The organism is Aeromonas sp. R5-1, assembly GCF_040908265.1.
Lineage (GTDB): Bacteria > Pseudomonadota > Gammaproteobacteria > Enterobacterales > Aeromonadaceae > Aeromonas > Aeromonas caviae.
Window position 1 is genome coordinate 20,412 of the sequence record NZ_JBFODJ010000050.1, and the last position, 20,307, is coordinate 40,718.

At 63.1% G+C, this 20,307-nt stretch carries 16 protein-coding genes; 9 read left to right on the forward strand and 7 right to left on the reverse strand.

Translation table 11 applies throughout. The features are described from left to right. Positions 1 to 29: 29 nt before the first annotated feature. A complete protein-coding gene (nfo, locus tag AB5Y64_RS07160) occupies positions 30 to 887 on the reverse strand; it encodes a deoxyribonuclease IV (protein ID WP_041215226.1) in 858 nt (285 codons plus the stop codon). Between the two features lie 169 nt (positions 888 to 1,056). Then, the gene (locus tag AB5Y64_RS07165; protein WP_069785076.1) at positions 1,057 to 3,093 is read right to left on the reverse strand and encodes a glycoside hydrolase family 3 protein; all 2,037 of its coding nucleotides are present in this window, start codon (positions 3,091 to 3,093) and stop codon (positions 1,057 to 1,059) included. A gap of 231 nt (positions 3,094 to 3,324) precedes the next feature. Between AB5Y64_RS07165 and AB5Y64_RS07170 the strand changes: the two genes are divergently transcribed. Further along, complete coding sequence (locus AB5Y64_RS07170; protein WP_069785077.1) at positions 3,325 to 4,335, forward strand: AraC family transcriptional regulator; 1,011 nt, start codon at positions 3,325 to 3,327, stop codon at positions 4,333 to 4,335. Here AB5Y64_RS07170 and AB5Y64_RS07175 read toward each other — a convergent pair. Continuing rightward, positions 4,315 to 5,250, reverse strand: coding sequence for a LysR family transcriptional regulator (locus AB5Y64_RS07175; protein WP_069785078.1), 936 nt, complete (start codon positions 5,248 to 5,250; stop codon positions 4,315 to 4,317). The genes AB5Y64_RS07170 and AB5Y64_RS07175 overlap by 21 nt on opposite strands. Positions 5,251 to 5,380: 130 nt before the next feature. Here AB5Y64_RS07175 and AB5Y64_RS07180 point away from each other — a divergent pair, with 130 nt between their 5' ends. Continuing rightward, on the forward strand, positions 5,381 to 6,139 hold the full coding sequence (locus AB5Y64_RS07180) for an SDR family NAD(P)-dependent oxidoreductase (protein WP_279987854.1): 759 nt from the start codon (positions 5,381 to 5,383) through the stop codon (positions 6,137 to 6,139). 95 nt (positions 6,140 to 6,234) lie between these two features. Here the strand turns inward: AB5Y64_RS07180 and AB5Y64_RS07185 are convergent, their stop codons facing one another. Continuing rightward, positions 6,235 to 7,668 carry a glycoside hydrolase family 1 protein gene (locus tag AB5Y64_RS07185; RefSeq protein ID WP_368203566.1) on the reverse strand — a complete coding sequence of 478 codons (1,434 nt, stop codon included), beginning with the start codon at positions 7,666 to 7,668 and terminating at the stop codon, positions 6,235 to 6,237. Positions 7,669 to 7,831: 163 nt separating this feature from the next. Here AB5Y64_RS07185 and AB5Y64_RS07190 point away from each other — a divergent pair, with 163 nt between their 5' ends. Then, the gene (locus tag AB5Y64_RS07190; protein ID WP_274798596.1) at positions 7,832 to 8,749 is read left to right on the forward strand and encodes a LysR family transcriptional regulator; all 918 of its coding nucleotides are present in this window, start codon (positions 7,832 to 7,834) and stop codon (positions 8,747 to 8,749) included. 101 nt (positions 8,750 to 8,850) lie between these two features. Further along, positions 8,851 to 10,425: a diguanylate cyclase gene (locus tag AB5Y64_RS07195; RefSeq protein ID WP_103243187.1), complete on the forward strand. Its 1,575-nt coding sequence runs from the start codon at positions 8,851 to 8,853 to the stop codon at positions 10,423 to 10,425. Positions 10,426 to 10,507: 82 nt separating this feature from the next. On the opposite strand, the gene AB5Y64_RS07200 is transcribed toward AB5Y64_RS07195, so the two are convergent. Next, the gene (locus AB5Y64_RS07200) at positions 10,508 to 12,805 is read right to left on the reverse strand and encodes an FdhF/YdeP family oxidoreductase (RefSeq protein ID WP_103243188.1); all 2,298 of its coding nucleotides are present in this window, start codon (positions 12,803 to 12,805) and stop codon (positions 10,508 to 10,510) included. Then, positions 12,789 to 13,574 carry a formate dehydrogenase accessory sulfurtransferase FdhD gene (fdhD, locus tag AB5Y64_RS07205; protein WP_045524794.1) on the reverse strand — a complete coding sequence of 262 codons (786 nt, stop codon included), beginning with the start codon at positions 13,572 to 13,574 and terminating at the stop codon, positions 12,789 to 12,791. Before fdhD ends, AB5Y64_RS07200 begins: the two co-directional genes overlap by 17 nt. A gap of 160 nt (positions 13,575 to 13,734) precedes the next feature. On the opposite strand from fdhD, the gene AB5Y64_RS07210 reads away from it, so the two are divergent. After that, positions 13,735 to 14,613, forward strand: coding sequence for a LysR family transcriptional regulator (locus AB5Y64_RS07210; protein WP_010674609.1), 879 nt, complete (start codon positions 13,735 to 13,737; stop codon positions 14,611 to 14,613). A 62-nt stretch (positions 14,614 to 14,675) separates the two neighbouring features. Here AB5Y64_RS07210 and AB5Y64_RS07215 read toward each other — a convergent pair whose 3' ends face one another. Continuing rightward, positions 14,676 to 15,527 carry a type 1 glutamine amidotransferase domain-containing protein gene (locus AB5Y64_RS07215; RefSeq protein WP_045524933.1) on the reverse strand — a complete coding sequence of 284 codons (852 nt, stop codon included), beginning with the start codon at positions 15,525 to 15,527 and terminating at the stop codon, positions 14,676 to 14,678. 129 nt (positions 15,528 to 15,656) lie between these two features. Between AB5Y64_RS07215 and AB5Y64_RS07220 the strand changes: the two genes are divergently transcribed. The 4 genes from AB5Y64_RS07220 to AB5Y64_RS07235 all read left to right on the forward strand — a co-directional run bounded on the left by AB5Y64_RS07220 (position 15,657) and on the right by AB5Y64_RS07235 (position 20,286). Beyond that, positions 15,657 to 16,610: a LysR family transcriptional regulator gene (locus AB5Y64_RS07220; protein WP_053059808.1), complete on the forward strand. Its 954-nt coding sequence runs from the start codon at positions 15,657 to 15,659 to the stop codon at positions 16,608 to 16,610. Between the two features lie 283 nt (positions 16,611 to 16,893). Then, positions 16,894 to 17,853, forward strand: coding sequence for a galactofuranose ABC transporter, galactofuranose-binding protein YtfQ (gene ytfQ, locus AB5Y64_RS07225; protein WP_010674607.1), 960 nt, complete (start codon positions 16,894 to 16,896; stop codon positions 17,851 to 17,853). An 85-nt stretch (positions 17,854 to 17,938) separates the two neighbouring features. After that, entirely contained in the window at positions 17,939 to 19,039 is a 1,101-nt protein-coding gene (locus tag AB5Y64_RS07230) for a sugar ABC transporter ATP-binding protein (RefSeq protein WP_368203569.1), read from the forward strand. 119 nt (positions 19,040 to 19,158) lie between these two features. Next, complete coding sequence (locus AB5Y64_RS07235; protein WP_053288160.1) at positions 19,159 to 20,286, forward strand: ISAs1-like element ISKpn9 family transposase; 1,128 nt, start codon at positions 19,159 to 19,161, stop codon at positions 20,284 to 20,286. Positions 20,287 to 20,307 lie beyond the last annotated feature (21 nt).

Below are 20,307 nucleotides of genomic sequence, written 5' to 3' on the forward strand. Positions count from 1 at the left end.
TCCTTGCTACCCAATGGTGGACCCCGGCATCACGCCGGGCGCGGGCTCCCGGCCAGGCTGCGCAGCCAGCTTATCTCCTCGCCCCAGATGGACTCGTCGATGGTCTCGAGGATCAGCGGGATGCCGTCAAAACGGTCGTCGTTCATGATGTGGTGGAACACCGCCTCGCCGAGGTTGCCCTCCCGCAGGCTGTGGTGACGGTCGACCCGACTACCGAAGGTACACTTGGCGCCGTTGATATGCATCCCCTTGAGGTACTCGAACCCCACGATGCGGTCGAAGTCGGCAAACACCGCCTCGCACCCCTCGGGGGTACGCAGATCGTAACCGGCGGCGAAGGCGTGGCAGGTGTCAAAGCAGACGCCGACCCGACTCTTGTCCTCTACCCCGTCGATGAGGGTGGCCAGGTGCTCGAACGACCAGCCGAGGTTGGTACCCTGGCCGGCGGTATTTTCGATCACCGCCGTCACCCCTTCACTGCGCTCCAGCGCCCAGTTGATGGACTCGCTCACGAGCTTGAGGCTCACCGCTTCGGGGATCTGCTTGAGGTGGCTGCCCGGGTGGAAGTTCAGGTAGCACAGCCCCAGTTGCTCGCAGCGCTTCATCTCGTCCAGAAACGCATCCCGGGACTTGGCGAGGGCATCGGGGTCGGGATGACCCAGGTTGATGAGGTAGCTGTCGTGGGGCAGGATCTGCTCGGGGCGAAAGCCCTCCTTCTCGCAGGCGGCCTTGAAGGCGCGAATGCTGGCCTCGGAGAGGGGCGCCGCCTGCCACTGGCGCTGGTTCTTAGTAAACAGGGCGAAGGCGTTGGCCCCGATGGCTTTGGCCCGGGCGATGGTGTTTTCCACCCCGCCCGCCGCACTGACGTGGGCTCCGATAAATTTCATCTCATCTCCTGTGCACTGTGACCGGGTGCCTGCCACACTGGCCACCGCACCCGTTGCCGGGGCGCCATTATGCCCAAGCCAACCCCTTGCGCCAAACCGGGATTGTCGATGGGGGCAATGGAAAAGGCGCCCGAAGGCGCCTTGATGAGAGACAGAACATCCCTGTCCGTCAATAGGCCAGACCGGCCCCGTAGGGATAGAGCGGGCTTTGTGAGTCCTTGGCCACGTCCGGGGACTGGGCCAGCACCGCCTGCCAGCTCGAGGGCAGCTCGAAGGGGAGCTTGCCGCGTGCCTTCTGGGTGCCGCTCATGACATCGAACAGGGCCTGATCCAGGGCGCCGAAGTTGGCCAGCAGCACCCGGGCCGCCGGGGCCACCTCGGTCAGGATGGCGGGCCTGTCCAGATAGACGGAGAGCACCAGGGGCACCCCGGCCTGCTCGATGGCCTGGATGGCGGCATAGTCATCCGCGCCGCGGTAGACCCCTTCGTGGGCCGTCTCCTGCACCACCTGATCATTGCTGGCAAAGCCGAGCTGGCCGAAGTGGATGCTGCCAAACGGGAAGCGGGGATCCTGCTCGCCCGGGGCGTTGACCCGCACGATGGCAAGCTCCGCGTCGGCCAGGTTCGTCACCACCGTATAGCCGTTGGCCCTGGCCACCTCGGCGTTGACATTGTGCAGATAGACCCGCTTGCCGTCCGCCTTCAGCGGCAGCAGGGCCCCTTCGTTCTTCAGCAGCACGTGAGACGCCGCCTGGGCGGCCTGGGCCTCCTGCTGGAACTCGGCCTTGCCCACCAGGGCCACCGCGGCCTCGGCATCCACATAGGGATTCTCGAAGAGCCCGAGGGCAAACTTCTGGGCCAGGATCCGCTCGGCCGAAGTGGTGATGGCCGCCTCGGTCACCAGACCGCTCTGCACCGCCGCCAGCAGGGGGGCTGGGTCTTCCACGCCACCGAACTGATCCACCCCGGCGTCGATGGCCTTGGCATAACGCTCGGCCTTGGTGAGCTTCTCCACGCCCCAGGACATGCCAAAGGGCACGGTCCAGGGGCTCACCCCGGCATTGACTTCCTCCTGGGTCAGCCCCTGCTCGCAGCGGCTGTCACAGTCATTGACGATGCCCCAGTCGCTCAGCACCACGCCGTCAAACTTGAAGTGGCCCCGCAACAGATCCGTGATGATCTGGCGGTTGAAACCAAACCCCACCTCCTCGACGGGCTGCCCATCCTGGGTCAGGCCCAGGGGCATGGCGTAATAGGGCATCACGGCGGCCACCCTGGCCTCGAAGGCACCCTCGAAGGGCACCAGGTGGTAAGCAAACTGGCCGCCGGGGTAGATCTGCTCCTTGCCCCAGGGGTTGTGGGCATCCAGCCCGTCCTTCTGGGGACCGGCCCCGGCGAAGTGCTTGACCACGGTGACCACGCTCTCCTTGCCTATCCCCTCGCTCCCCTGCTGGAAGCCCTCGATGTAGGCCTTGACCAGGGACTTGGCGAGCAGGTTGTCTTCCCCGAAGGTGCCGTTGATGCGGCCCCAGCGCGGCTCGGTCGCGAGATCCGCCTGGGGCGAGAGGGCCTCGTGGATGCCGACGGCCCGGTACTCCTGACGGGCGATGTCGCCAAAGCGCTGTACCAGGGCGGCATCACCGATGGCGGCCAGCCCCAGGGTCTCGGGCCACTGGGAGAAGGCCCCGGCACCGATGCTGGTGGCGTTCGGATCATGGGTGAAGTGGTTGCGGGGATCCGTGCTCACCGTCATGGGGATGCCGAATCCCACTCCTTCCAGCAGGGCCTGCAGGGTGTTGTTGTCCGCGGCGATGGCCGCCGGATCACCGGCCATGCGGGTGATGAAGGTGTTGACCCCGTCCTCGCGCAGCATCTTGTCCATGGCTGCGAGGTTCACCCGCCCCGCCCCGTCCAGCACCAGGGTGCCGTGCATCATCAGCCCTGCCTTCTGGGCCAGGGTGAGCCTGCCCACCAGATCCCGGGCTCGCTCGGCGGCGCCGAGGCGCCAGTCCTCGTAGGGGGTCAGGGTGCCGCTGCCATCGAGATCCTTGAATTGCAGGCCGTCCTGCTCGATGAGGGTGACGGTGCGGTGGCCCAGAACGGGCTGCTCGGGCTTGGGGGTGGAGTCGTTGTCGTTGCACCCTGCCAGCAGCAGGGCCCCGATGGCGAGGGCGACACGGGTTCGGGAGAGCGAGTGGTGTTTCATTGTTGTTATCTTCCTTGTGTGTGTAGGAGTCGCCACTCTATGCAAAAGCGGCCCCTCTCACTTGCCCGTCGGGTGCAGGAAGTTGCCGGTTGGGAGCAGGATTGAAAAGTGTGAAAAGGGTTGCAGGGTTACCCTTGGTTACAAATCTGAAACATGAAAGCGGCGCTGGCTCACGGCAATCCGCCGCCGTTGGCCGATGATGGTGGGCCACCGCTGACAAGGATTTTTGCCGTGAAGACCGTCTCCAACCGGATTGCCCTGCACTGCCTCAACCACTGGCAGGCCCGCGGGCGGGATCCTGCTGCCCTCCTGCACCCCTGCGGCATCGCTCACGAAGAGCTGCTGATCCCCCAGGGGCGGCTCGACACCGGGCGCCACTTCCGGCTGCTGGCCGGGGCTGCCCCCCACGTGGATCTGGCCCTCGACTGGACGCCCCCCGCCCTCCCCGGCCTCTTTGCCGACTTCATGTCGCTGGCGAGCCTGTGCTGCAACGCCGCCACCCTTCGCCAGGCCCTGCACTTCTTCCTCGCCTACCGCCCCCTTATCGGCGAGAGCGACGAGATCCGCCTGCAAGAAGAAGAGGGGCAGGCCAGGATCAGCTACCACTCGGAGTCCGACCACCCGGATGTCATCGCCCTGAGCAGCCTGGCCAACCTCTGCCACCTCTATGCCCTGCTCCAGTTCTACCACCCGGGCCAGGGGCTGCTGGTGCTGCCCACCCCGGTACGTCCCAGGCTGTGGCGTGAGCTGGCAGGCTGGCTGGAAGGGCGGTTGCAACAGGGGGCGGCCTTCGAGCTGCACTTTCCCGCCGCCTTGCTCGATCTCGCCCACGGGCAGTGCAACCTGCCCCTGCAACCCCTGCTGCTCGGGGAGCTCGACCGGCAGATGGCCCAGCTTCGCCCAAGCAGCCGCTACCGGGACAGGGTGATGGCACTCATCCGCCAGCAGCTGTGGCAAGAGAGCGCCGAGGCCTCCTCTCTGCTCGATGGGGTGTGCGAGCACCTCAAACTGACCCGCTGGACCCTCAACCGCCATCTGCGGGAGGAAGGGTGCCACTTCTCGGGCCTGCTGGAGCGGGTGCGCCGGGAGGAGGCCTGCCGCCTGTTGCAGGATCCCGCCCTCCCCCTGCAGACAGTGGGGGAGCGCCTGGGTTTTGCCCGCCAGAGCAGCTTTACCCGCTTCTTTCGTGAGGCGTTTGCCCTCTCGCCGAGGGAATTTCGCTCAAGACGCAGCCGCCTCTGAGGTGCCCCCGAGATGGGCGGCGAGTAACCCCGCCAGCCAGTGGATGAAGAGCTGGACCCTGGGGGCCAGTTGGCGGCGATGGGCATAGAGGGCGTGGATGGGGAGCGGCGGCGGCTGCCACTGGGGCAGGATGCTCACCAGCTCGCCCCCCGCGAGCAGGGATTCGACCCCCACCCGCGGCATCTGAATGATGCCAAGCCCCGCCAGCGCCGCCGCCAGGTAGGTCTCGCTGTCATTGACCATGAGGGCCCCCGCCATGGGCAGCAGGGCGCGGCGGCCATCTTCCGCCAGGTATTCAAAGCCGGGCTCGCTGCGCCCCTGCCCGGCACCAAACCCGGGACCATAGTGCACCAGCCGGTGGCCCGCCAGATCCCCAAGGGTGCGGGGCACCCCGTGGCGAGCCAGGTAGCCTGCGCTGGCACAGTTGATCTGGCGATAGTGACCAAGGGGCCTGGCCACCAGGCTCGAGGGCTCAAGCGCCCCGACCCGCACCACGCAGTCAAACCCCTCGCGCACCAGATCCACCCGCCTGTCCGTGCTGCTCAGCATCAGTTGCAGGGCGGGATGCTGCGCCAGAAAGTCCGGCAGGGCCGGGATCACCAGGTGGCGGGCCATCCGGCTTGGCATGTCGACCCGCAGTTGTCCCGAGATCTGCCCCCCCTGGCGAAACAGGCCGTCAAACTCCTCCATGTCCGCCAAAAGCTCCCGACATCTGGCATAGCAGAGCTGGCCGTCCGTGGTGAGCTGCACCCGCCGCGTGGTACGCAGCAGGAGCCGGGTCCCCATGCGCTCCTCCAGCCGGCGGATGGCGGCAGAGAGGGTCGCCTTGGGGATGCCCGTCTGCTCGGCGCAGCGGGTAAAACTCTCCAGCTCGGCAACCCGCACGAAGGCTCTCATCGCATCCAGTTGATCCATGGCCTGATTGTCTCGATAAACGGAACAGTGATTCTATTATCACGCTATTTATCCAGTTTAAAAGGAACAATACAGTGATCCGGTCGGCTCGTATCGAGCCTGTGTCCGCCACCCTGACAGGAGTCATACCATGACCAGACCCATCGCCCTCATCACCGGGGCCAGCCGCGGCCTTGGCAAGCACGGGGCCCTGGCCCTCGCCGCCAAAGGCGTCGACCTCATCATCACCTACCGCAGCCAGGCCGCAGAGGCGGAGACGGTGGTGACCCAGGCCCGCGCCCTCGGTGTCCGGGCCCATGCCCTGGCACTGGACGTGGGCGAGAGCGCCACCTTCGCGGCCTTTGCAGAGGAGGTGACGCAACTGCTCGCCCGGGAGTGGCAGCGCACCCATTTCAACTTCCTGGTCAACAACGCCGGGATCGGCATTCATGCCAGCTTCGAGCAGACCACGGAGCAGCAGTTCGACACCCTGCTCAACATCCACCTCAAGGGGACCTTCTTCCTGACCCAGGCGCTCCTGCCCCTCCTGGCAGATGGCGGTCGCATCCTCAACCTCTCCACCGGCCTCACCCGCTTCGCCATGCCGGGTTATGCCGCCTACGCCGCCATGAAGGGAGGCGTCGAGGTGCTCACCCAGTATCTGGCCAAGGAGCTGGGCCCCAGGGGCATCGCGGTCAACGTGCTGGCCCCCGGCGCCATCGAGACCGATTTTGGCGGCGGCGTGGTGCGCGACAACAAGGGAGTCAACGACTTTCTCGCGAGCCAGACCGCCCTTGGCCGGGTGGGTCAGCCCGACGACATCGGTGGTGCCATCGCCGCCCTGCTCTCCGATGACTGCCGCTGGATCACCGCCCAGCGCATCGAAGCCTCGGGCGGCATGTTTATCTAGGCGGTCATGGTTGCCTGCTGCACAAACAAGGAAGGCCCCCTCCGATGAGGGGGCCTTCCGGCATTGGGCAGACGAGGTGCGGCGCACCGGGCCCGTTACAGGGTCTTGCCACCGCTTGCAATGACCTGGCTGTACCAGTGGAAGCTCTCTTTCTTGATGCGACGAAGAGACCCTCCCTGCTCATCCCTGTCCACGTAGACAAAGCCGTAGCGCTTCTGGTAGCCGTTGAGCCAGCTCAGGATGTCGGTGAAGGACCAGGCGCAATATCCAATCAGCTCGACCCCGTCCTGCATCGCCTCCTGGCACGCCTTGAGGTGGCTGTGCAGATAGGCGATACGGTAGTCGTCGTTCACCCTGTCCCCGGCTTCCAGCTTGTCGAACTCCCCCAGGCCGTTCTCGGTGATCATCAGCGGCAGGGCGTAGCGGGAAGAGAGCCGGCGCAGGGCGATGCGCATCCCGGTGGGATCGATGGCCCAGTCCCAGTTGCTGGTCTCAAGGTGCGGATTGGGGGCCGTCTTGTAGAGGCCGGGAATGCCGCTGGAGGGCGTAGTGCCCTTCTTGCCCGTGGTGTTGATGCGCTGCATCGTCTGGCCGCCGAGGGGGTTGTCGGTGAAGGTCAGGGTGTAGTAGTAGTTGACCCCGATGTAGTCGGGGGTGCCTTCGCGCAAGAGCTCGAGATCGCCCGGCAGGATCTCCGGCGCCTCGTCGGTCTCCCGCAGATAGGCGAGCGCCGCCTGGGGGTAACGGCCGAAGCAGTAGGCATCCAGCCACCAGAGGTTGGTGAACTCCTCGGCATTCTCGAACGCCAGCATGTCGCTCGGGGCGCAGGAGGCCGGATAGGCGGGGGAGTACGCAAAGCTCGGCCCGATCAGGCCGTTTGGCACGTGCTGGCGAAACGCCTTGATGACCCGGGCATTGGCGAGAAACGCGATGTGGTTGGCGGCGAAGAAACGCTTTCTGTCCTGCACCGCGGGAGGATGGGTGCCAAGCTGGTAGGCGTTGGTCAGGTTGTAGTTCTGCTCGTTGAGGGACACCCAGTACTTCACCTTGCCGGCGAAGCGCTGATAGAGGGTCACGCAATAGCGCTCGAAGTCGTCGATGATGCGCCTGTCTTCCCAGCCGCCGTACTCATCCTGCAGGGCCTGGGGGAGATCCCAGTGATAGAGGGTCAGCACCGGCTCGATGCCGTGGGCCAGCAGGGCGTCGATGAGCCTGTCATAGAAGGCGAGCCCCGCCTCGTTCACCTCGCCACGCCCCGTCGGGTAGATGCGCGGCCAGCTCACCGAGAAGCGATAGGCCTTGAGCCCCATCTCGGCCATCAGCGCCACGTCCTCTTCCACCCTGTGGTAGTGATCCACCGCCACGTCTCCGTTGCTCCCTTCAAAGGTCTTGCCCGGCAGCTTGGTGAAGCTGTCCCATACCGAGGGGCCCTTGCCCTCCTCGTTCCAGGCCCCTTCCACCTGATAGGCGGCGGAGGCGGCGCCCCAGAGGAAGCCGTTCGGGAAGTCGTTGAACCTGTGATGATGCATCTGGTGTTGCTCCTTCTGCGCGGATGGCGGAGGCCATCCCGTGATACGTCGACCCCGTACAGGGGTCCGAAATGAGTTGGCACCAGCATCCAACACTTCTAGAATTCCGTCCAATGACAAATATGGCCACCTATCATTCCCATCTGGAATCAAGCGAGGCACCATGGAGTTGAGAGATCTGAAAGCCTTCGTCACCCTGGGGGAGGTATTGCACTTTGGTCAGGCGGCGGCGCGCCAGCACGTCACCCAGTCGGCCCTGAGCAAGCAGATCCGCCGGCTGGAGACGGACCTTGGCGGCGAGCTGTTCGAGCGCAACGCTGGCAGCACCCGGCTGACGGTGCTCGGGCGCGCCCTCTACGCCGACGCCTGCACCCTGGTGGCCCAGAGCGAACAGCTCGCCCGCAGCGCCCGCGACGTGCTGGCGGGCCACGCGGGTACCCTGCGCATCGGCTTCGGGGTCGCCACCAAGCTGCTGGTGCCCGCCGCCATCGCCCGCTTTCGGGCCAGCCGCCCCGGGGTCGCCATCGAGCTCAACGATCTCTCCACCCATCACCAGTTGCTGGCGCTGGCGGAGGGGCGGCTGGATCTCGGCTTCTGCCGCCTGCCCGCCCCCAAGGGCTGGCCGGTGCTGCCCGTGGTGCGCGCCCATTTCGTCGCCGTGATGCCCGCAGGCTATCAGGGGGTGGCAGGGCTCGCCGATCTGCAGGAGAAACCGCTCGCCATCCTGCGCCGGGACAAGGCCCCCTCTTTTTACGATCAGTTCATCCATTACCTCGCCCAGAGCGGCCTGCGCTTTCAGGACATCCAGTACGTGAACGACTTCGCCGCCGGCATCGCCACCGCGGCGGCCGGCATCGCCTGGACCCTGGTCCCCTCCTCCACCACCATTGAGCATCCCGATGTGCTGACCCTGCCCCTCGGGGAGGCCGACGCGAGCTGGATCATCGGGCTCATTCGCCCGCCGGGCAACGACAATCCCCTCGTCGCCCCCTTCTGGCAGACGGTGGCGGAGCTGGCGGATCCCGCCCTCACCGGCCTCATGACGACAGGGGACGGGGCTGCCGCCCGGGACACGCCATGAAAGGGAACCATTCGAGAATCACATTAACGATGGCATTGGGCGGACACCCCCCTTAAAATTGCCGCACTGCCCCGACGCCACGACAAGGATCCGTTTCGTTCATGCACTCTCACTGGCTGCTGAGGTTTGATCTGCATCGCCTCATCCTTGCGCTGGCCGTCATCGGCGTGCTGGCTACCTTTGGCAACAGCTTTTACGCCATCTATCAGGCACAAAGACAACTGCTCATCGACAGCACCCTGGAGGCAAACCGGGTCTATGCCACCAAGCTCGCCGCCTCCACCGAGACCATGCTGCGCTCGGCCCAGGGACAGCTGGCCTATGGCGCGGCCCGGCTCGCCCCCTTGCTGCAGGACAACGACCTCCATGGACTCGAGGAGGTGGCAGGCCAGTTGCGCCAGCAGACCAACACCTTCAACTCGGTGGCCATCGTGAACACCGATTCCGTCATCGTCGCCGTCTCTCCCGAGGCATTGCATGTGAAAGGGGTCAAGCTCACCTCGGCCAATGCGAGCCGGACCCTGGCAAGCCAGCAGCCCCTCATCGCGGATCCTCTGGTCTCCCTCACTGGCAACTACCTCATCAGCCTCTCCCACCCCATCTTCTCGGCAGACAAACGCTACCTCGGCTATGTTGCCGGCACCATCTATCTGGAGTCCGCCAGCGTGCTCTCCAGCCTGCTGGGGCAGCACTACTACCAGGATGGTTCTTATCTTTATGTGGTGGACCGCCAGCGCACCCTCATCTATCACCCGAACCCGGAGCGCATCGGCCAGAGGATTGGCAAGAACCGGGTGGTGGATGCGGTGCTCAAGGGGCAGGATGGCGCGCAAAGCGTGCTCAACTCCCGGGGCAGCGAGATGCTGGCAGGCTTTGCCCCGGTGGCGGACGCAGGCTGGGGGATAGTGGCCCAGCGCCCCCGCAGCGCCACCCTGGCCGGCCTGGATGAACAGATGCTGGAGATCCTCAAGGGGATGATCCCGGTCACCCTCTTCATTCTCTTCGTCATCTGGCTCTCGGCCACCATCATCGCCAGACCCCTGCGACAACTGGCCAACCGGGCCGGACTCATGGATCAGCAAGGGGCCGCCACCAGCATCTCGGGGATCCGCGCCTGGTATTTCGAAGCGGCCCAGTTGAAGCAGGCCATCCTCAAGGGGCTGGGGCTGCTCAACACCAAGATCGACAAACTGCACACCGACAGCCACACCGACCCCATGACGGGCCTGTTCAACCGCCGGGCCATGCAGCAGATGCTGGACGAGTACGAGGTCGAGCGTCAGCCCCTGACGGTGATTGCCCTGGACATCGATCACTTCAAGGCCATCAACGACCGCTTCGGTCACGACGTGGGGGATGCCGTCATCGTCTCCCTCGCCACCCTGATGCAGCAGGATCTGCGTTCCGATGCCGCCTTGTGTCGAAGCGGCGGCGAAGAGTTCCTGCTGCTGCTGCCCGGGGTCTCCCTTGCACAGGCGCAGAAGATCGCCGAGCGCCTGCGTACCCGGGTGGCGAGCCACGACATGGAGGTAGCAGGCCACATCACCATCTCCCTCGGCGTCGCCCACTGGGGAGCGGATGCCACCAGCATCGCCGCCGTGCTCAAGGAGGCGGACAAGGCGCTCTATGATGCCAAGAGCCAGGGCCGAAACTGCGTGGTGGTGGCCCTGGGCTGATCGGCCCAGGCTTTGCCGGACACCGTTCGGCCATAAAAAACCCCTGCCATGGCAGGGGTCGGACGGTATCCATGTCAGGAGATCAGAGCGTGACAGCCAGGCTCTCGACCGAGGCGGCGCTCGGGGTCACCAGTACGGGCACCGATTTGGAGGTGGGGGTGAAAGAGCCCTCCCCTATGCTCTCGATGGCCACCAGGGGGTTGGTCTCCGGGTAGTAGGCGGCGATGTTGCCTTTCGGGATCTCGTAGAAGATGACGCTAAAGCCCCGCACCACCCGCTCGCGCCCGTCGTTGCACACCGCACTCATGTCCACCCGCTGCTCCTCGGCGAGCCCCAGCCTCCTGGCATCCTCCTCGTTCATGAAGACCACGTTGCGTCGCCCCTTGATGCCGCGATAGCGGTCATCCATGCCATAGATGGTGGTGTTGTACTGATCGTGGGAGCGCAGGCTCTGAAGCAGCAGCACGGGCTGGTCCACCATCTGCTCCGCGTGGCTGGTGCACTCGGGCAGGATGGAGTCCGGCAAACGGCTCGCCCTGAATTCGGCGCGCCCGCTCGCGGTGTTCCAGCGCAGCAGGGCGGCGCTGTTCTCCAGATGGAAACCGCAGGGCTCCTCGATGCGGCGGTTGAAGTCGCCAAAGCCCGCGATGGTCTCCTCGATGAGATCCCGCAGCAGCCCGTAGTCATCCCGCAGCGCCAACCAGTCCACCCGATCGCTGCCAAGCGTTGCCTCGGCCATGCGGGCCACGATGTCTATCTCGGAGAGACAGAGCGGCGAGACCGGCTCGTTCATCCCGGTGGAGGCGTGCACCATGCTGAAGGTGTCCTCCACGGTGATCTTCTGCACCCCGGAGCGCTGCTGATCGAGCTCGGTACGGCCCAGGCAGGGCAGGATCAGGGCATCTTTTGACACCATGAGGTGGCTGCGGTTGAGCTTGGTGCTGATCTGCACGTTGAGCTCGCTCCTTCGCATCGCTTCATAGGTGAACTCGGTATCCGGCGCGGCGGCTGCCAGGTTGCCCCCAAGGCAGATGAGCACCTTGCTCTTGCCGCCATGAAGGGCTTTAAGGGCCTCGTAGACGTTGTGCCCCGGCGTGCGCTTGAAGCCCACCGGGAAGCGGCGCTCCAGGCGATCGAGGAAGGCGGCATTGGGTTTCTCGTTGATCCCCATGGTGCGGTTGCCCTGCACGTTGCTGTGACCGCGCACCGGACAGAGTCCGGCCCCCGGCTTGCCAATCTGGCCGCACATCAGGTGCAGGTTGACGATTTCGCGAATGGTGTCGACCGAATGCTTGTGCTGGGTGATCCCCATGGCCCAGCAGCTGATCACGCTCTCGCTGCTTGCGAAGATCTGCGCCGCCCGGGTGATCGCCTCCCGACCGAGACCGGATTGCGCCTCGATCTGCGTCCACTCCGTGGCCTTCACCTGGGCCACATACTGATCAAACTGCGTCGTATGCTGCTCGATAAAGGCGAGATCGATGCGCCCCCCCTCCTCTTCCAGGATGTATTTCGCCATGCCGCGAATGGCCGCCATGTCACCGCCAAGTTTTGGCGTGAGGTACTGGTGGCTGATGGTGGTGGCCGCCGGGGTCAGTAGCTCCGCCGGGCTCTGGGGGCTCGCGAAGCGCTCGAGGGCCACCTCTTTGAGGTTGTTGAAGGTGACGATCTGGCACCCCTGGCGCGCCGCCTTGCGCAGGGCGTTCATCATGCGCGGGTGGTTGGTGCCCGGGTTCTGGCCAAAGACGAAGATGGCTTTGGCGGCGTCGAAATCATCGAGCACCACGGTGCCTTTGCCCACCCCGACGGACTGGATAAGCCCCACCCCGCTCGCCTCGTGGCACATGTTGGAGCAGTCGGGGAAGTTGTTGGTGCCATAGAGGCGGCCAAACAGCTGATAGAGGTAGGAGGCTTCGTTGCTGGCGCGTCCCGAGGTGTAGAACTCCACCTCGTCGGGGCTGGCCAGGCTCTTGAGTTTGTCGGCGATGAGGGCAAACGCCTGATCCCAGCTAACCGGCTCGTAGTGATCGGTGGCCGGGTTGTAGCGCAGGGGCTCGGTCAGTCGCCCCTGGTATTCGAGCCAGTAGTCGCTCTGGGTGGCGAGGCGACGCACCGAATGCTCGGCGAAGAAATCGGCCCCCACCGTCTTGCCGGTGGATTCCCAGGCCACCGCCTTGGCGCCGTTCTCGCAAAACTGGAAGGCCCCCTGCTTGTTGTCACCCCAGGCGCAGCCGGGGCAGTCAAAGCCGTCGGTCTGGTTGACCCGCAGCAGGTTCTTGATGTTCTGGCGGGTCTTCTGGCTGCGCAGCACCTGCTTGAAGGTGGACTGCAGGGAGGAAAAGCCGCCGGCCTTGGCCGGTTTCTCAATATGACTGGACATGGGAGTCTCCAACGTGATCCTGGGCGCGGGGGCTGGCATAGCAGACCGGGGCATCGGATCGGGGCACATGGATCAGGGTCAGGTTGTACTTCAGGGCCAGTCGCACCGCGAGCTGACTGGGGGAAGCAAGGCTGATGAGGTGAGCGGCGCCAAATTGTACCGCCTTGTGAATGAGTTCGCTGCCGCAGCGACTGGTGATGACCAGGGTGGCAGCCTGCACCGGCTGGCGCAGCTGCATGCCGATGAGCTTGTCCAGGGCGTTGTGCCGCCCTATGTCCTCCCGGCAGGCCAGGATCTCGCCGCGATCATCCAGCGCCAGGGCGGCATGAAGGGCACCGCTCTGGCGGGCCTTGCTCTGCCAGGGGACGATGCGCTCCCGCAGATCCTGCAAAGAGGCGGTGTCGAAGGGGGCGCCCGGGGTCAGCGGGGTGAGCACGGGCAACGCATGTTCGATGGCCTCCACCCCGCAGATGCCACAGCCGCTGGCACCGGCCAGGCGGCGCTTGCGCTGGCCAAGCACTGCCAGACAGCGGTTGGCGATGGTGACATCGAGCACGATGCCGTGCTCGGACGGGGTGCTCTGGATATCGTGCACATCGTGGTTGCCCCCGATGATCCCCTCGCCAAACAGAAAACCGATGGCGAAATCGTCGAGATCGTCCGGGGTGGCCATCATGACGGCATGGTTGATGCCGTTGATGTTGACGGACACGGCCACCTCCTCCACCAGCTCATCCAGACTGGGCAACCGTGAATTGAAAGGGATCATGCGAGACGCTTATAAGCTGTATTCGGGCCTCAAGTTTAGATAAGCCGCCGCGCCAAAACCAATGAAACAAATCTATTCACCAATAGATAACTTCTATTGCCATCGGGATGTCGATTGATTAACTTTGTCAGCCATCCTCCACGTCAAACGCCCCTCTTCGATGAATATCAAGCAGTTGCACTATTTCTACGAGCTGGCCCAGCACCGTCACTTCGCCAAGGCGGCCAAGGCTTGCTTCATCACCCAGCCGACCCTGTCGGCCAGCATCACCGCTCTGGAGAAGTCACTTGGCACCGAACTGGTGGTGCGCAACAGCCAGTTCGTAGCCCTGACCCAGGCGGGGGAAGTGGTGCTGCACCACGCCGAGCGGATGCTTCAGGAGCAGGATGCCATGCGCCAGGAGCTCAGCCTCTTTCGGGGCGGGCTGTCGGGTGCGCTGCGCATCGGCGTCGTGCCCCAGTCGAGCATCGACATCATGCCGCTGCTCAAGGGGTTCAATGACGCCTACCCCAAGGTGGGCCTGCACCTCTGCGTGATGACCCATGCCACCCTGATGGAGCAGCTGGATCTGCATCGCATCGACATCGGGCTCGGCTTTGACGAGTTGCTCACCGAGCATCAGCGCCGGGCCCTCGACGTCCAGCTTCGCCACCCCAACCCCATGGCCCTGCTGGGCCCCCTGCCTGCCCACTGCGCCCCGACCGGGCCGCTGACCCTGGCGGACCTGCAAGATCTCCCCCTGATCCTGCCAAGCACCACCATGCAGTTTCGCCGCTACCTGGACGAGGCCGCCGCCCGCCAGCAGATCAGCCTGCGGGTGGTGCTGGAGACCGACTCCCTGTTCCACCTGGTCAACGGGGTGAGTCACGGCCTGGGCTGCGCCGTGGTCAGCGCCGGCATCGCCGCCACCGCCCAGCAGCTCTTCAAGCTGCCCTGCCATCACTTGAGCGATGCGAGCGCAGGCACCATCGCCTTCATCACCCGAAAACACAGTGTCACCCCCGCCATGAAGGCGTTTCTCGCCAAGGCTGGGGCATGAAAAAGGCAGCCCATGGGGGCTGCCTGCACTGATCAAGGGGGGAACTTGCGCCTCTCCTGGCGTCAGCCTGCCCCTTGCTGTTTGTCCAGCGCCGCGATGAAGGCGCTCGCCAGAGCGTGATCGGAGAAGGGATTCTGGCCTGTGATGAGCTCGCGATCGATCACAACGCCAGGCTGCCAGGGTGCCACGAACTGCATGCTGCCACCGGCCTGGGCCATGGCCTTCGCCGGGTAGTAGCGCAGCGTGTCACCCCCAAGGGAGCCTTCAAACACCGCCTCTTCCTTGTCGGAGAAGATGGTCATCCTGTAACCGTCGTAGATCCACTCTCTGGCGCCGTCCGCCTTGCCCGCAATGACCGACTGCTCGAACCCGGCCGGATCCGCCTGCGCCGCCAGCAGCGCGATGGGGCCGTGGCAGATGGCGGCCGTGGGTTTGTGGTTGTCATGGAAGTGGCGAAGCAGGGTCCCCACCTCGGGATCCTTGGCAAGATCGATGAGGGGCGCGTGGCCGCCGGGAATGAAGAGGCCGGCATAGCGCTCGGGACCGGATGCCAGCACCTCCCTCAGGGAGAGCACCTTGCCGGCGCCAAGCAGCCCCTCCACGACGGCGCCGATTCGCACCATCTCCTGCGGGTTGCCGCCAAAGTACTGGGGATCGACGGAGTGTTTGTCGACAACGGGCCGGTTCCCTCTCGGGGTCACCGGGGTCAGGGTATAACCGGCCTCCAGCAGGGCGGCGGCAGGCACCCCCAGTTCATTCTGGTAGAAGCCGGTGGTCAGGCTCTTGCCCCCTTGCAGCGGCAGTTCGGTCTCGCTCGAGAGCAGCACCAGGATCTCGCCTTTCGGGGCGGCGCTGGCCGCAGCGGAGGTCGCCAGCAGCAGTGAGGCCAGCACGGCCTTGAGGGTGTTCTTCATCGTGATCTTCCTTTTGATGGCAGTGATCGATCGGGCGGCCACAGGGCCGCCCGCGATGAGCAATTTACTGATTACCCAAGGATGAATAAACTCACACCATTGAACTTGATTATTTACATGGATGAACATATGTCCCGTGCCTTCGACCCCGTCCAGCTCGGCACCATAGAGCTCTTTTGCAAGGCAGCCGAACTTGGCAGCTTTACCGCTACGGCTCAGGTACTGGGGGTAACGCCCGCCTCGGTGAGCCGCTCCATCCAGCGTCTCGAGGCCAGGCTCGGCGTCAAACTCTTCCATCGCACCACCCGCAGCGTGCGCCTCACCCATGACGGGGAGCTCTATCGGGAGCAGTGCCAGCAGGCGCTCGAGCAGATCGCCGAGGCCGAGCGGGCCATCACCGGCCGCCAGCGCCACCCCAGAGGAGTGCTGCGCATCAGCGTGGGCACCGTCTATGCCCACCACCGTCTGGTGCCCCTGCTGCCGGGCTTCATGGCGGCCTATCCCGAGGTCGAGCTGGAGCTCAATGTCTCCAACAGGAACATCGACTTCGTGGAGGATGGTTACGATCTGGCCATCCGGCTGGGGGAGCCGCGCGATGGGCGGATCATCGCCCGCAAGCTGGAGGATGCCAGCCTCGGGGTCTTCTGCGCCCCCGATTATGCCGCCCGCCGCCCCGCGCCAACCTCCCTGGAGATGCTGTCGCAACATGATCTGATCCAGTTCATCACCCCGAGCACGGGTCGCCCCTTCCCCTGGCAGTTCGTGAACGAGCAGGGGGACCCTGTCGACCTTCATGTTCAGAGCAGACAGCGGGTGCTTGACGATGTACTGGCGGGCCTGGGCTGGGCGGTGGCTGGGGGCGGTCTGTTCCAGATCTACCATTTCGTGGCGGCCGAGGCGCTGTTGCAAGGCAAGCTGATCGAGGTGATGACCCCCTTTGCGGGGCGATCCCGCCCCTTCTACGCCCTCTATCCACAGCACCGTCACCTCTCGGCCCGGGTCCGGGCCTTCGTGGATTACCTGCTGGCAGCGGTGCACCCAGAGGGGTCGCCTGTGCCAGGGGAATATCCCCCTCTTCGCTGACGAGGGCCCCTCATCTGCGTGACTGCGCCCCCGATACCGGGGGCAAAAAGCAGATGGCACTCTGGACACAATGGTTGCCTAATTAAATAAATATGCATAAAAATCAATACAGGCAGGGCTCGATATATGAACTCTTCTGCTGTTTGTATGAAGCATCGTGCTGCTGAAAATTTTCTGTGAGCCACCTCCCGCCGTTTAATTCAAGAGCCTATAACCTTGACCCGTACAATAAAAACCTGACGTGTTCCGGTTTATTTCACCATGCATCACAAAGGAGTGTCATATGTATAAAAAAGTGAAACTGGCGAGCATTATCAGCACCCTTATTCTCTCGGCCACTGCATATTCTGCAGAGATGACCGTGGGCTTCTCGCAAATTGGTTCTGAATCCGGGTGGCGAGCTGCAGAAACATCGGTCGCCAAGAGCGAAGCCCAAAAACGCGGCATCATCCTGAAAATTGCCGATGCCCAGCAGAAACAGGAGAACCAGATCAAGGCCATTCGCTCCTTTATTGCCCAGGGGGTGGATGCCATCTTTATTGCCCCCGTGGTACAGACTGGCTGGGAGCCGGTATTGCAGGAGGCGAAAGAGGCCGAGATCCCGGTCTTCCTGCTGGATCGCAATATCACGGTAAAAGATGACGGTCTCTTCATGACCGGGGTCGCCGCCGACAGCGTCCACGAAGGGGAAGTGGCAGCCCAGTGGCTCATCAAGCAGCAGGATGGCAAACCGTGCAACGTGGTGGAATTGCAGGGCACGGTGGGTGCCAGCGTGGCGCTGGATCGCAAGAAGGGCTTCCTCGACACCGTCTCGGCCGTGCCCACCATCAAGATCATCCGCACCCAGTCCGGCGACTTCACCCGCAGCAAAGGCAAGGAAGTGATGGAGAGCTTCATCAAGGCGGAAAATAGCGGCAAGAATATTTGCGCCGTCTACGCCCATAACGATGACATGGCCATCGGCGCCATCCAGGCCATTAAAGAGGCCGGGCTGAAACCGGGCAAGGATATCAAGATCATCTCCATCGATGGCGTGCCGGATATTTTCAAGGCGATGATCGCAGGCGAAGCCAACGCCTCGGTGGAGCTCACGCCGAATATGGCGGGACCGGCCTTCGATGCCCTGCTGGCCTATAAGAAAGATGGCACCCTGCCCCCCAAACATATCAAGACGGAGTCCAAACTGTTTGAGCCCGGGAGTGCCGAGGCGCAGCTCGAGCTGAAAAAAGACATGGGTTATTAATCCCGCTCCCCCGCCAGACTGTCACATAGCGCGCCATATAAGTGATTGAACTTGTATGGCGCGCTATATCGGAGAGCCAATGTTCATGTCAGAGAACACTCACGATGTCGTATTGAATGCCCGCGGAATATGCAAGGCGTTTCCCGGAGTACGAGCCCTGCATCAGGTGGACTTCTCCCTGCGCCGGGGAGAGATCATGGCGCTGCTCGGCGAGAACGGGGCCGGCAAGTCCACGTTGATCAAGACCCTCACCGGTGTCTATCAGCGAGACGCCGGCCGTATCGAACTCGATGGCGTCCCCATCTCCCCGACGGACACCGCCCATGCCCAGCGTCTGGGGATAGGCACCGTCTATCAGGAGGTCAACCTGCTGCCGAACATGTCGGTGGCGGACAACCTCTTCATCGGCCACGAGCCACGCCGTTTCGGCTTCATCGACCGGGGCGCCATGACCCGGCAGGCCAGCGCCATCATGGCCAGCCACGGCTTCGAGATGGATGTCACCCTGCCCCTCGACCACTACTCGGTCGCCATGCAGCAGATCGTGGCCATCGCCCGGGCGGTGTCACTCTCCGCCAGGATCCTGATCCTGGACGAGCCCACCGCGAGCCTGGATGCCAGCGAAGTCCAGATGCTCTTCTCCCTGATGACGCGCCTGCGGGATCAGGGGGTGAGTCTCATCTTCATCACCCATTTTCTCGATCAGGTCTACGCCATCAGCGATCGCATCACAGTGCTGCGCAACGGCGAGCTGGTCGGCACCCGCGACACCCAGGCACTGCCACAACTGGAGCTGGTCAAGATGATGCTGGGACGCGAGCTGGACGACAATGCCCTCAAGCGGGCGGGCAAGACACTGCGCAGCAACCAGCCCATGGTGTCGTTCAGGGACTATGGCAAGCGGGGAGTCATCACCCCCTTCAGTCTCGACGTCATGCCCGGGGAGATAGTGGGCCTCGCTGGCCTGCTCGGGTCCGGTCGTACCGAGACCGCCGAGCTGATGTTCGGCATAGTGCCGAGCGACAGCGGCGAGTGCCGGGTGCGGGACAAGCCGGTGACCATCCGCTCTGCACGCCAGGCGGCCGCCAACGGCTTTGGTTTCTGCCCGGAGGATCGCAAGAGCGCCGGCATCATCGCCTCGGCATCGGTGCGGGAGAACATGGTGCTGGCCAGGGCCGACGCATGATCATTCTCTGCACAAGTTGATCAAGTCTCGATCAGTTGAACGGCTCCAAGTACGATTTTAATTGTACCTTGCGTTGCCAAGCTGTAAATAGTCGAGATCTTAACCAACTGTTTATTATTATGGCCCAGAAGTCTTTGCTCGACTACCTTGAATCAATCCCAGACCCACGCAATCAGGCCAAGTGCTCACATATCTTGTCAGAGGTTGTTTTCATGGCCATTTGCGCCATGATGTGCGGTTTTGATACTTGGAGCGAGATTACCTTGTTTGCTCAAGAGCGAGAGCCATGGTTCCGGCGCTGGCTGCGCTTGCCTGGCGGCATTCCATCACACGATACATTCAACCGCATCTTTGCCACTCTGCCTCCCGCCAGTCTGAAATCCATTTTTCAAGCGTGGATCGGCGACATCATGGGCGATGAAAAACTGGTTGGCCAACTAGCGGTTGATGGTAAAGCTCTTCGTGCTACCGCTAAAGGGCGAGGAGCCAACGTTGTTCATATGGTCAATGTCTGGTCAACTGAGCTGGGAATGTGTGTTGGCCAGCAAAAAGTCGCTGACAAATCTAACGAGATCACGGCAATACCTGAGCTACTCCAACTTCTTGAATTAAAAGGGTGTTTGGTCAGTATTGATGCAATGGGTACACAGGTCAAAATTGCTGACACCATCCTCAAGAAGTCGGGGGATTACCTGCTTGCGGTGAAAGACAACCAACCTAGCCTCAATACTGAAGTAAAAGAACAGTTCCAAGCGTATTGGGATAAGAATGAAAGCGATGTTTCGGGGCACGGCTTTACTGAACAATTTGACTCAGAACATGGGCGAAAAGAGCATCGACGTTGTTGGGTTCTGGTGGTTGATGAAAGCATGCCAGTTTGCCAGCAGTGGAAAGCGAAGACGATCATAGCCGTGCAGGCTGAGCGAATTGAAAATGGCAAAGGCTATGATTTCGTGAGATTTTATATAAGTAGCCGAGCGTTGGATGCCACCTCAGCGCTGAAGGCAACCCGAGCGCACTGGTCGGTAGAAAATCTGCTGCACTGGACTTTAGATATTGCGTTCGGAGAGGATCAACTTCAGGCCAGAGCGGGCTTCGCTGGGGAAAACTTAGCGGTCATCAGGCAGTGGATACTGAACATGCTGAAGCAAAACAAATCACGTAATCTAAGCATGGCCAACAAGCGCAGGCTCTGCTGTCTGAATGAACAATATTTGTTCGAATGTATGGGGTTGTTCAAAGTATAAACACTGATGCGTCAGCCCTGT